Source organism: Pseudonocardia sp. Ae717_Ps2, from assembly GCF_001932475.1.
Lineage (GTDB): Bacteria > Actinomycetota > Actinomycetes > Mycobacteriales > Pseudonocardiaceae > Pseudonocardia.
Genome location: NZ_MCIS01000001.1, coordinates 2,113,376 through 2,126,437 on the forward strand (window position 1 = coordinate 2,113,376; position 13,062 = coordinate 2,126,437).

Here is a 13,062-nt window from a genome sequence, read left to right on the forward strand (position 1 = left end):
CGTGGGTACCGACATCCTCGACGACCTGGAGTGGCGCGGCCTGATCGCGCAGAGCACCGACCGCGACGCGCTCGCGAAGGAGCTCGCCGCCGGCGACCCGGTGTCGATCTATGCCGGGTTCGACCCGACCGCGTCCAGCCTGCACGCCGGGCACCTGATCCCGATGCTGACGCTGCGCCGGTTCCAGGAGGCCGGCCACCGGCCGGTGATCCTCGCGGGCGGCGCGACCGGCATGATCGGCGATCCGCGTGACGTGGGGGAGCGGACGCTCAACGACGCCGCGACCGTGGCCGACTGGACGAACCTGATCCGCGGACAGCTGGAGCGCTTCGTCTCCTTCGACGGCGGACCGACCGGCGCCACCGCCGTCAACAACCTGGACTGGACCGGGCAGCAGACGGTCCTGGAGTTCCTGCGCGACCTCGGCAAGCACTTCCCGGTCAGCACGATGATCTCGCGGGACACGGTGAAGCGTCGCCTCGCCGGCGACGGGATGTCCTACACCGAGTTCAGCTACCTGCTGCTGCAGGCCCAGGACTACCTGCACCTCTACCGCGAGCTCGGGGTGCGGCTGCAGATCGGCGGGTCCGACCAGTGGGGCAACATCGTCGGCGGTGTCGACCTCATCCGTCGGGTGACCGGTGACCACGTCCACGCGCTGACCCTGCGGCTGGTCACCGACTCCGAGGGCCGCAAGTTCGGCAAGTCCACCGGGGGCGGCAACGTCTGGCTCGACCCGGACCGCACCTCGCCGTACGCCTGGTACCAGTACTTCGTGAACGTCGCCGACGCCGACGCGATCACCTACCTGAAGCTCTTCACCTTCCTCGACCGCGCCGAGATCGAGGCGCTGGAGACCGAGCTGGCCGAGAAGCCGCACCTGCGCGGCGCGCAACGGCGTCTCGCCGCCGAGCTGACGACGTTGGTGCACGGCGAGGAGCAGACGAGGCAGGTGACGACCGCGAGCCAGGCCCTGTTCGGCCGGGCGGAGCTCACCGACCTGGACGCGGCCACCCTCGGCGCCGCGCTCGCCGAGGTGCCGACGGCCGACGCCGGCCCGGCCGACACGATCGTCGACCTGCTCGTCGCCACCGGCCTGACCGACAGCAAGGGCGCCGCGCGTCGTGCGGTGAAGGAGGGCGGCGCGTACGTCAACAACGTCAAGATCGTCGACGAGGAGTGGGTGCCGGGTGCCGGTGACGTCCTCGACGGCGGCTGGCTGGTGGTGCGCCGGGGGAAGCGCAACCTGGCCGGTGTGCGGGTCCGAGCGGCCTGATCGGCCGTTGACCTGCAAGAACACCGGAAGGGGACCCCCCTGTTCAACGGCTCCGGAGCATCCTGTAACTTTCTCGATGTCGCCAGGACGGGACGGACGAGAGCGAGACCGGCCGACAGGCCAGGGACGCGGATCCGGACCGGAGGCGACGGCCCAGGAACTCCACTTCGGTGTAGATCCGGCCGCCCGGAGTGAGGCTTAACGCCGCTCTCCGGTACACGTAGTATAAGAGAGTTGCCTCCTCGCGGGGCCGACTCTGACGCCCCGGGGCGACGGCCATCAGGCCCGGTCCCCGAGCGCGGGTGTCTTTTGAGAACTCAACAGTGTGTCGAGCTATATTGAATCGGTTTGGCGTTTTGTGCCAGATTGTTTGTTTGGTTGCAGCATTCGATCCCGTCGGGTGTTGTGGCCAGTGTTTGTTTGTCAGGGTTTTGTTGGAGAGTTTGATCCTGGCTCAGGACGAACGCTGGCGGCGTGCTTAACACATGCAAGTCGAGCGGTAAGGCCCTTTCGGGGGTACACGAGCGGCGAACGGGTGAGTAACACGTGGGTGACCTGCCCTCCACTCTGGGATAAGCCTGGGAAACTGGGTCTAATACCGGATAGGACCACTGGCTGCATGGTTGGTGGTGGAAAGTTTTTTTCGGTGGGGGATGGGCCCGCGGCCTATCAGCTTGTTGGTGGGGTGATGGCCTACCAAGGCGGTGACGGGTAGCCGGCCTGAGAGGGCGACCGGCCACACTGGGACTGAGACACGGCCCAGACTCCTACGGGAGGCAGCAGTGGGGAATATTGCGCAATGGGCGGAAGCCTGACGCAGCGACGCCGCGTGGGGGATGACGGCCTTCGGGTTGTAAACCTCTTTCGCCAGGGACGAAGAGTGATTGACGGTACCTGGAGAAGAAGCACCGGCCAACTACGTGCCAGCAGCCGCGGTAACACGTAGGGTGCGAGCGTTGTCCGGAATTATTGGGCGTAAAGAGCTCGTAGGCGGTGTGTCGCGTCGGCCGTGAAAACTTGGGGCTTAACTCTGAGCGTGCGGTCGATACGGGCATCACTTGAGTTCGGCAGGGGAGACTGGAATTCCTGGTGTAGCGGTGAAATGCGCAGATATCAGGAGGAACACCGGTGGCGAAGGCGGGTCTCTGGGCCGATACTGACGCTGAGGAGCGAAAGCGTGGGGAGCGAACAGGATTAGATACCCTGGTAGTCCACGCCGTAAACGTTGGGCGCTAGGTGTGGGGACCATTCCACGGTTTCTGTGCCGCAGCTAACGCATTAAGCGCCCCGCCTGGGGAGTACGGCCGCAAGGCTAAAACTCAAAGGAATTGACGGGGGCCCGCACAAGCGGCGGAGCATGTGGATTAATTCGATGCAACGCGAAGAACCTTACCTGGGTTTGACATGCACCAGACATCCCTAGAGATAGGGCTTCCCTTGTGGTTGGTGTGCAGGTGGTGCATGGCTGTCGTCAGCTCGTGTCGTGAGATGTTGGGTTAAGTCCCGCAACGAGCGCAACCCTTGTTCCATGTTGCCAGCACGTTATGGTGGGGACTCATGGGAGACTGCCGGGGTCAACTCGGAGGAAGGTGGGGATGACGTCAAGTCATCATGCCCCTTATGTCCAGGGCTTCACACATGCTACAATGGCTCATACAGAGGGCTGCGAGACCGTGAGGTGGAGCGAATCCCTTAAAGTGAGTCTCAGTTCGGATCGGGGTCTGCAACTCGACCCCGTGAAGTTGGAGTCGCTAGTAATCGCAGATCAGCAACGCTGCGGTGAATACGTTCCCGGGCCTTGTACACACCGCCCGTCACGTCACGAAAGTTGGTAACACCCGAAGCTGGCGGCCCAACCCTTGTGGAGGGAGCTGTCGAAGGTGGGACTGGCGATTGGGACGAAGTCGTAACAAGGTAGCCGTACCGGAAGGTGCGGCTGGATCACCTCCTTTCTAAGGAGTCCCATCATGTGATGGGGCATCACATGGCTCTGCAGGGTTTTGCTCTGTGGGTTTCTGTGGTTCCTTCATTGAATCGCATCATCAGCTCCGTCTGTGGGTTGGGTGCGTTGGGTGGAACGCAGTTCGTTGGACCGGTTTGGCTTGGCACACTGTTGGGTCCTGAGGAGACACCTGGTGAACGGGTTGTTTTCTTTGGCCGCTCTGGTCGGGGGCTTCCTAACGCCTGCTTGTGGTGGGTGGTGGTTGTTCTTGGTTGGGTGTGGTTGTGGGTTGAGTGTTGCATAGTGGATGCGAGCATCTTGTTGTGGTCAAGTTGTTAAGAGCACATGGTGGATGCCTGGGCATCAGGAGCCGATGAAGGACGTGGGAGGCCGCGATAGGCCTCGGGGAGCTGTCAACCGAGCTGTGATCCGAGGGTGTCCGAATGGGGAAACCCAGCGCCCGTCATGGGGCGTTACCCGTACCTGAATTCATAGGGTGCGTGGAGGGAACGTGGGGAAGTGAAACATCTCAGTACCCACAGGAAGAGAAAACAATAGTGATTCCGTGAGTAGTGGCGAGCGAAAGCGGATGAGGCTAAACCGTGTCCGTGTCAAGCCGGCAGGCGTTGCGGGTGCGGGGTTGTGAGGCGTGTCGTTCATCTTCTGCCGAGGGTGGGACAGCATGAACCGGTGTTAGCGGAACGATTCTGGGATGGTCGGCCGTAGTGGGTGATAGCCCCGTACGCGAAAATGTTTGGTTCTGTTGTGGGCATTGTTCTCGAGTAGCAGCGAGCCCGTGAAATTCGCTGTGAATCTGGCGGGACCACCCGTCAAGCCTAAATACTACCTGGTGACCGATAGCGGACAAGTACCGTGAGGGAAAGGTGAAAAGTACCCCGGGAGGGGAGTGAAATAGTACCTGAAACCGTGTGCTTACAAGCCGTCAGAGCCTTGCGGGGTGATGGCGTGCCTTTTGAAGAATGAGCCTGCGAGTTATGCTTCGTGGCGAGGTTAACCTGTGTGGGGTAGCCGTAGCGAAAGCGAGTCCGAATAGGGCGGTTGAGTCGCGGGGTGTAGACCCGAAGCGGAGTGATCTACCCATGGCCAGGGTGAAGCGTCGGTAAGACGTCGTGGAGGCCCGAACCCACCAGGGTTGAAAACCTGGGGGATGAGCTGTGGGTAGGGGTGAAAGGCCAATCAAACTTCGTGATAGCTGGTTCTCCCCGAAATGCATTTAGGTGCAGCGTCGTGTGTTTCTCGCCGGAGGTAGAGCACTGGATGGCCTAGGGGGCCGACAAGCTTACCGAAGTCAGCCAAACTCCGAATGCCGGTGAGTGAGAGCGCGGCAGTGAGACTGCGGGGGATAAGCTTCGTGGTCGAGAGGGAAACAGCCCAGATCACCGGCTAAGGCCCCTAAGCGTGCGCTAAGTGGGAAAGGATGTGGGATCGCCCGGACAACCAGGAGGTTGGCTTAGAAGCAGCCACCCTTGAAAGAGTGCGTAATAGCTCACTGGTCAAGTGGTCCTGCGCCGACAATGTAGCGGGGCTCAAGCGCACCGCCGAAGCCGTGGCAATGACATCTTTGTGGTGTTGTTGGGTAGGGGAGCGTCCTGCGTCTGGTGAAGCCCGGGAGTGATTTACGGGTGGAGGGTGTGGGAGTGAGAATGCAGGCATGAGTAGCGAATGCAGAGTGAGAATCTCTGCCGCCGGATGACCAAGGGTTCCTGGGCCAGGTTGTTCCGCCCAGGGTGAGCCGGGACCTAAGGCGAGGCCGTCAGGCGTAGTCGATGGACAACGGGTTGATATTCCCGTGCTCGTGATAGTGCGTCCATGCCGAGGCTGGTGATGCTAACCATCCGAACCCACCTTCGCTCCTTCGGGAGTGTTGTTTGTGGGGGAGCGTGGGATCCGATCTGGTAGTAGGCAAGTGATGGGGTGACGCAGGAGGGTAGCTCCGCCACGCGGTGGTTGTCGTGGTGTAAGCCTGTAGCCTGATCTCCTAGGTAAATCCGGGGGGTCGTGAAGGGTGAGAGGTGATGCGTAGCCGATTGAGGCGAAGAGGGTGATCCCATGCTGTCGAGAAAAGCCTCTAGCGAGTGCTGTTGCGGCCCGTACCCCAAACCGACACAGGTGGTCAGGTAGAGAATACCGAGGCGATCGAGCGAACTGTGGTTAAGGAATTCGGCAAAATACCTCCGTAACTTCGGGAGAAGGAGGGCCGGTTGTCTTGATGCCCCGTGCGGGCTAGGGATGGCCGGTCGCAGAGACCAGGCCCAAGCGACTGTTTACTAAAAACACAGGTCCGTGCGAAGTCGCAAGACGATGTATACGGACTGACGCCTGCCCGGTGCTGGAACGTTAAGAGGACCTGTTAGTCCCCTTGTGGGGCGAAGCGGAGAATTTAAGCGCCAGTAAACGGCGGTGGTAACTATAACCATCCTAAGGTAGCGAAATTCCTTGTCGGGTAAGTTCCGACCTGCACGAATGGCGTAACGACTTGGGCGCTGTCTCGACCACAGACTCGGCGAAATTGCACTACGAGTAAAGATGCTCGTTACGCGCGGCAGGACGGAAAGACCCCGGGACCTTTACTATAGCTTGGTATTGGTGCTCGGTTCGGCTTGTGTAGGATAGGTGGGAGACTGTGAAGCTATCACGCCAGTGGTGGTGGAGTCGTTGTTGAAATACCACTCTGGTCGAATTGGGTGTCTTAACCTCGGGCCATGATCTGGTTCAGGGACAGTGCCTGGTGCGTAGTTTAACTGGGGCGGTTGCCTCCCAAAGAGTAACGGAGGCGCCCAAAGGTTCCCTCAGCCTGGTTGGCAATCAGGTGTTGAGTGTAAGTGCACAAGGGAGCTTGACTGTGAGACTGACGGGTCGAGCAGGGACGAAAGTCGGGACTAGTGATCCGGCACCACCTTGTGGAAGGGGTGTCGCTCAACGGATAAAAGGTACCCCGGGGATAACAGGCTGATCTTGCCCAAGAGTCCATATCGACGGCATGGTTTGGCACCTCGATGTCGGCTCGTCGCATCCTGGGGCTGGAGTAGGTCCCAAGGGTTGGGCTGTTCGCCCATTAAAGCGGTACGCGAGCTGGGTTTAGAACGTCGTGAGACAGTTCGGTCCCTATCCGCCGCGCGCGTTGGAGACTTGAGGAAGGCTGTCCCTAGTACGAGAGGACCGGGACGGACGAACCTCTGGTGTGCCAGTTGTCCCGCCAGGGGCACGGCTGGTTGGCTATGTTCGGGAGGGATAACCGCTGAAGGCATCTAAGCGGGAAGCCTGTTCCAAGATGAGGTCTCCCACCACCTTTGAGTGGGTAAGGCTCCCAGGAGATGACTGGGTTGATAGGCCGGAGATGGAAGCCCTGTGAGGGGTGGAGTTGACCGGTACTAATAGGCCGAGGGCTTGCCACAACGAGTTGTTCGCATCCACTGTGTGACCCTGAGCCCACAACCCTGTGCGGGTTGTGTGTTCGTAGGTCCCCCCATGTTTGTGTGGGGGTTTGTTGAATAGTGTTGTCGGTGGTCATTGCGGTAGGGGAACGCCCGGTCCCATTCCGAACCCGGTAGCTAAGCCTTCCAGCGCCGATGGTACTGCACTCGCCAGGGTGTGGGAGAGTAGGTCGCCGCCGACATTCAACCTCTGAAAGGGGAGTCCGCAACGGTGTAGAAACCGCTGTGGGCTCCCCTTTTTTCGTATGTCTGCAACCGTGTCCGCCTCGCTGCGCGGAGCGGTTCGCCCAGTGCGGTCGCTGACCGCGGAAGTGACGGTGTTCGTTTGTACCCTGACCACGTGACGGACGGGGAACGTCCCGGCAACGGCCGGGCAGGCGAGGGGCGCGGCTCGCGCAGCGGGTCGGGATGGTCGCGCGGCGATGACCAGCGGGGACGGCGCCGTGACGGCGACGACCGCCCGCGTCGCGACGACCGGGCCGGCCGCAGCAGCGGCGACCGTGTGCGGGACGACCGAGGGCGTCCGGGCGACCGTCGTACCGAGGGACGCTCCTGGTCCGACCGGGGCGGACGCGACACCGATCGGGGCGGACGTGACACCGGCCGGCGTGACGGCGGCTTCCGCGGCGACAACCGGGACCGGCCGCGGCGCGACGACGACCGTCGTCCCGCCCGCGACGACGATCGTCGGTCCGGTGGCGGCGACCGCCGTGACTCGTTCCGGGGTGGACGCGACGACCGCGCCGGTCGTCCGGGCTCCGGCCGCGACGACCGTGGTGGCCGCTCGTTCTCGGGCGGCGACGACCGTGGCAGCCGCTCGTTCCGCGGCGACCGCGGGGGACGACCCACGGGTGACCGCGACGATCGTGGTGGCCGCTCCTACCAGGGACGTGACGACCGACGGCCCGCCCGCGACCGCGACGACCGTGGCGGCCGCCCGTACCGCGACGACCGAGGTGGTCGCCCGGCCGGGGACCGTGACGACCGTGGTGGCCGCTCCTTCGGCGGGCGGGACGACCGCGGTACGCGCTCCTTCCGGGACCGCGACGACCGGGGGCCCCGTCCGCAGCGCGACGACGACCGAGGCGGCCGTTCGTTCCGCGACCGCGAGGACCGGCCCACCCGTCCGTCCCGCGACCGTGACGATCGTGCCGGCCGCTCCTTCGGCGGTCGCGACGACCGTGCCCCCCGTGGCCGTGACGACCGCGGCGGGGACCGGCGCAGCACCTTCCGCGACCGCGATGAGCGTGGCGGCCGTCCCGCAGGCGGCCGTGACGACCGTGGCCCCTACCGGGAGCGTGACGACCGCGCCCCTCGCGGTCGTGACGACCGCGGCGAGGGCCGGCGCAGCACTTTCCGCGACCGCGACGACCGCGGGCCCCGGGAGGAGCGGCCGTACCGCGCCCGCGAGGAACGACCGTCGCAGGGCCGCCAGGTCGAGGGGTCCACGGCCCTGGAGCCCCAGGACGTCGTGCAGACCGACCCGGCTCCGTCGTCGGCCCCGGCCGGTGACACCTCTGTCGTGACCCCGTCGTCGGCCGGTACACCGGTCCACGACGGTCGCGAGCCTGCCTCGCCGACCGGCGCCACCTCCGACGCCGTCACCTCCGACGCCACCGCAGCGGGTACCGGCACCCCGGGACCGGACACCTCGTCCGCAGCGGCGGACGGCGCCCCGGCCGGCCGCGACGAGCGCATCGACGACGTGGGCGGCACGGGCACCGTCGCACCCGACAGCCCCCGGACCGACAGCGACCGGGCCGACAGTGACCGGGCGACTGACACCCGCGGGACCGACTCCCGCGATGCGGGGGCCGACGCCGTCGACCGTGCCGGGACCGACCCGGTCGCAGCGGGCACGACAGGCGTCGCCGACGGGCCCCGCGCGGACCGTGCGGAGCGTCCCGCAGGGCGCGATGAGCGTCGTCCGCTCCGTGACCGTGACCGTGACGACCGTGGCCCGCGCCGGGAACGCGACGACCGCGGGCCGCGTGGCGGCCGGGACGACCGTGGACCGCGGGCCGGCCGGGACGACCGCAGGCGCGACGACCGGGGTCGGAACGACCGCGGCCGCAACGAGCGCGGCCGTGATGACCGTGGCCGCGACGACCGTCCGCGCCGGGCGATCCCGGAGTCGGCCGAGCGGACCTTCGTCGCCGAGCCGGACCTGCCGGACTCGGTGTCGGCCGCCGAGCTCGACCCGAGTGTGCGCCGGGACCTGCGCGGGCTCCAGAAGGAGACCGCCGAGGTCGTGGCGCGGCACCTCGTCGCAGCGGGTCTGCTCGTCGACGAGGACCCCGTGCAGGCCCTCGAGCACGTGCGCTACGCACGCCGCCGGGCATCGCGGATCGCCGTCGTCCGCGAGGCCGCCGGCATCGTCGCCTACCACGCGGGGGAGTGGAACGAGGCCCTCGGCGAGTTCCGCGCGGCCCGCCGGATGGGCGGCGGACCGGGACACGTGCACGTCATGGCCGACATCGAGCGCGCCCTCGGACGTCCCGAGCGAGCCCTCGACCTGGCCCGCAGCCCCGAGGCCCGCGACCTCGGCCACGAGGAGCGCATCGAGCTGCTCATCGTCGCCGCGGGGGCCCGGCGCGACCTCGGTGAGGCCGACGCCGCCGTCGTCGGGCTCCAGGTCCCCGAGCTCGACGCGGCGCGCCGCGACCCGTGGAGCGCCCGGCTGTTCTACGCCTACGCCGACAACCTGCTCGCCGCCGGCCGTGAGTCCGAGGCCGTGCAGTGGTTCGTGCACGCCCACGACGCCGACGCGCACCGGGAGACCGACGCGGCCGCGCGGATCGCCGAGCTGACCGGCGACGAGCTCGAGGGCGCCGACGACGAGCTCACCGTCGGCTGGGAGGACGTGCCCCCGGCCGCCGACGACCACCGCACCGAGACCGGCACTGACGCAGGCGGTGCCACGAGCACCGCACGCGCCGATGCCGCGTCCGCCGACAGCTCCGACAGCGCCGAGACCGAGGCCCCGGTGGTCGACGGAACCGACGAGGACGGGACCGACGAGAACGGGACCGTCGGGGCTGGGACCGTCGGGGACGGCACCCGCGAGGAGCGGACCGGCCAGGACGGGACGGACGACGTCCGCGGGGACGCCGAGGCCGACACCGTCGCCGGTCAGGTGACGGCCGGTGGGACCACGTCGGGCGCAGTGGACGGGGACGGCCCGTCCGACCCCGAGAGCCCGGCGGGCGCCGGCAGCGCGGCCCCGGAGGTCGGGACCGGACGGGACGACACCGCGCCGGACCCGACCGCACCCGTCACCGACCAGGACACGGTTCGGGACCAGGACCAGCGCCGGGACCCCGGGGCCGGCGACCGGTGACCGACGACCTGCTGTCCCGCCACGACGTCCTCCTGGCCGATCTCGACGGCACCCTGTACCGGGGCCCCGAGGTCGTCCCGGGGGCCGTCGAGGCGGTGCTCGGGGCGGCCGACCGCGGCGTGCCCACGGTCTACGTCACCAACAACGCCTCCCGCAGCCCCGCCGACGTCGCCGCGCACCTCGCCGAGCTCGGGTTCCCGGCGCGCGTCGAGGACGTCCGCACCAGCTCGCAGGCCGCGGCCGCGATGCTGGCCGAGCAGCTCCCGCCGGGCGCGCGGGTCCTGGTCGTCGGCACCTCGGCGCTGGCCGACGAGGTTCGCGCCCGCGGACTCGCCGTCGTCGACGCCGCCGACGGCGCGGACGCCGTCGTCCAGGGGCACTCGCCCGACACCGGATGGCGGATCCTGGCCGAGGCGGTCGTCGCCGTCCGGGCCGGGGCGCTGTGGATCGCCTCCAACGTCGACCCCACCCTGCCCACCGAGCGGGGTGCACTGCCGGGCAACGGCTCGATGGTGCAGGTCGTGCGGACGGCGACCGGCGCGCAGCCGCAGGTGGCGGGCAAGCCCGCCGCCCGGCTGCTCCGCGAGGGGGCCGGTGACGCGCGGGCCCCGCTCGTCATCGGGGACCGGCTCGACACCGACATCGAGGGCGCCAACGCCATGGGAGCCCCGTCGCTGATGGTCCTGACCGGGGTCAGCGGCGCCGCGGACCTGCTCGCCGCCGCCGCGGAGCTGCGCCCCACCCACATCGGGGCCGACCTCGCCGCGCTCACCCGTGCACCGGACGAGCTGGCCCCCGGTCCGCGACCCGGGTGGCACATCGCCGTCGACGGCGGCACGCTCGTGCTCTCCGGCGACGGGGACGGTCCCGAACCCGCGGTGGACGCGCTGCGTGCGCTCTGCGCGGTGGCCTGGGAGCACGGCGTCCAGGACGTCCGCCCCGACGGTGCGGCCGCCGCCGCGGCGCTGGCCGACCTCGGTCTGGCGGAGCCGCCAGGGCGGTGACGCCGCGTCCCCGCCGCTGTCGGGACCGTCGGCTACCGTGGCGTCAGAACCCCGTCCCCGGAGACCATCCATGAGCGTTCCCGCACCCGGACCCCGTCCGGGCGACCCGCGGCCCGAGCAGGACCGCCCGGTCGCGGCCCTGCGTGCCGAGGTCGACGCGGCCGTCGCGGCGCTCGACGCGCTGGACGACCGTCCGGTCGCCGAGCACCCGGCCGCGTTCGAGCGGGTGCACGCCGCGCTCGGCCGCGCGCTGAGCGCCGGCTCGGAACGGGAGTGACGATGGGACCCACCCGTTCCCGGCTCGACGCCGAGCTCGTCCGCCGCAAGCTCGCCCGCTCCCGCGGCCAGGCCGCCGAGCTGATCGCCGCCGGCCGGGTCGTCGTCAACGGCATGCCGGCGGCGAAGCCCGCCACCGTGGTGGACCGGGACGCACCCGTCCTCGTCCGCCCGGACGACGCCGGCGAGCCCGACTGGGCCTCCCGCGGCGCCAAGAAGCTGCTCGGGGCCCTCGACGCGTTCACCGGCGTCGATCCGGCCGGGCGCCGCTGCCTCGACGCCGGCGCCTCCACCGGCGGCTTCACCGACGTGCTGCTCACCCGCGGGGCGGCGGAGGTCGTCGCCGTCGACGTCGGGTACGGCCAGCTGGTGTGGCGTCTCCAGTCCGACGAGCGCGTCCACGTGCACGACCGCACCAACGTCCGGGCCCTCGAACCGGCGCAGATCGGCGGACCGGTCGACCTGACCGTCGCCGACCTGTCGTTCATCTCGCTGCGCACCGTGCTGCCGGCACTCGCCGCCTGCACCGCGCCCGGAGGCGACCTGCTGCCCATGGTGAAACCCCAGTTCGAGGTCGGGAAGGACCGGCTCGGGTCCGGCGGGGTCGTGCGCGACCCGGGTCTGCGCACCGAAGCGCTGCACGGGGTCGCGACCGCCGCCGCGGCGGCCGGGCTGCAGGTCCTCGGCGCGACCGCGAGCCCGCTGCCCGGCCCGTCGGGCAACGTCGAGTACTTCCTGCACCTGCGCCGGCCCGCCGACGGGCCGGCCGGCGTCGCCCCCGCGCAGCCCGAGCTCGCACCGATGCTGGCGGCCGCGGTCGCGGACGGCCCCGCATGAGGGACGTCCTGCTGGTCCTGCACACCGGGCGGCCCACCAACCGCAAGACCGCGCTGCACGTGATGAGCGAGCTCGGGCGGCTCGGCCTGCGCACCCGGGTGCTCGCCGACGAGTGGGCCGAGCTCGCCGCGGACCCCGACGTCCCCGCGGGCTACGAGCCCGTCCCGGTCCCCGGGAGCCCCGAGTGCGCCCGCGGTGCCGAGGCGGTCCTGGTCCTCGGCGGCGACGGCACCCTGCTGCGCGCCGCCGACCTCGCCCGCCACGCCGGCGTGCCGCTGCTGGGCGTCAACCTCGGCCACGTCGGCTTCCTCGCCGAGGCCGAGGAGGACACCCTGCCCGAGGCGCTGCAGAAGCTCGCCGACGGCGACTACGAGGTGGAGGAACGCACCACCCTCGAGGCCGTCGTCACCGCCGCCGGGCAGGTCCTCGGCCGGGCCTGGGCGCTGAACGAGGCCGTCGTCGAGAAGACCACCCGCGGCCGCATCCTCGAGGTCGTCCTCGAGGTGGACGGCCGCCCGGTGTCCTCCTTCGGCTGCGACGGGGTGCTCTGCTCGACCCCGACCGGCTCCACCGCCTACGCCTTCTCCGCGGGCGGCCCGCTGATCTGGCCGCAGGTGCAGGCACTGCTGGTGGTCCCCAGCAACGCACACGCCCTGTTCGCCCGGCCGATGGTGATCGCGCCGGAGAGCACCGTCGCCATCGAGGTGTCCGCCGACGGCCCGTCCGCCGTGCTGGACTGCGACGGTCGCCGCACCGTCGCCGTGCCGCCCGGGGCCCGGGTGGAGCTGCGCCGCGCGTCGGAGCCGGTGCGCATGGTGCGCCTGGCCGCGCAGCCCTTCGCCGACCGGCTCGTCCGCAAGTTCGACCTGCCCGTCCGGGGCTGGCGCGGGGCCCGGAACCCACCACCGGATTCGAACGCCTGATCGACCGTT

6 protein-coding genes and 3 rRNA genes are annotated in these 13,062 nt (G+C 68.5%); all 9 read left to right on the plus strand.

Translation table 11 applies throughout. The features are described from left to right. The first annotated feature begins 1 nt into the window (after position 1). The 9 genes from tyrS to Ae717Ps2_RS10135 all read left to right on the plus strand — a co-directional run bounded on the left by tyrS (position 2) and on the right by Ae717Ps2_RS10135 (position 13,053). Positions 2-1,276 (plus strand): tyrosine--tRNA ligase, encoded by a 1,275-nt coding sequence (gene tyrS, locus Ae717Ps2_RS10095; RefSeq protein WP_170918276.1) that lies wholly within the window; start codon positions 2-4, stop codon positions 1,274-1,276. Between the two features lie 431 nt (positions 1,277-1,707). Next, a 16S ribosomal RNA gene (locus tag Ae717Ps2_RS10100) occupies positions 1,708-3,228 on the plus strand. 315 nt (positions 3,229-3,543) lie between these two features. After that, positions 3,544-6,634 (plus strand): 23S ribosomal RNA (locus Ae717Ps2_RS10105). Between the two features lie 104 nt (positions 6,635-6,738). Further along, a 5S ribosomal RNA gene (gene rrf / locus Ae717Ps2_RS10110) occupies positions 6,739-6,855 on the plus strand. Together the 16S, 23S and 5S rRNA genes form the textbook arrangement of a ribosomal RNA operon. Positions 6,856-7,013: 158 nt before the next feature. After that, positions 7,014-10,013 carry a hypothetical protein gene (locus Ae717Ps2_RS38160; protein WP_075305863.1) on the plus strand — a complete coding sequence of 1,000 codons (3,000 nt, stop codon included), beginning with the start codon at positions 7,014-7,016 and terminating at the stop codon, positions 10,011-10,013. Continuing rightward, complete coding sequence (locus Ae717Ps2_RS10120; RefSeq protein WP_020622955.1) at positions 10,010-11,017, plus strand: HAD-IIA family hydrolase; 1,008 nt, start codon at positions 10,010-10,012, stop codon at positions 11,015-11,017. Before Ae717Ps2_RS38160 ends, Ae717Ps2_RS10120 begins: the two co-directional genes overlap by 4 nt. A 70-nt stretch (positions 11,018-11,087) precedes the next feature. Beyond that, positions 11,088-11,294: a hypothetical protein gene (locus Ae717Ps2_RS10125; RefSeq protein WP_020622954.1), complete on the plus strand. Its 207-nt coding sequence runs from the start codon at positions 11,088-11,090 to the stop codon at positions 11,292-11,294. Positions 11,295-11,296: 2 nt separating this feature from the next. Beyond that, on the plus strand, positions 11,297-12,130 hold the full coding sequence (locus tag Ae717Ps2_RS10130; protein WP_020622953.1) for a TlyA family RNA methyltransferase: 834 nt from the start codon (positions 11,297-11,299) through the stop codon (positions 12,128-12,130). Continuing rightward, positions 12,127-13,053, plus strand: a complete 927-nt coding sequence (locus tag Ae717Ps2_RS10135; protein ID WP_075305866.1) for an NAD kinase — start codon at positions 12,127-12,129, stop codon at positions 13,051-13,053. The genes Ae717Ps2_RS10130 and Ae717Ps2_RS10135 overlap by 4 nt, the downstream gene beginning before the upstream one ends. The last annotated feature ends 9 nt before the right edge of the window (positions 13,054-13,062 follow it).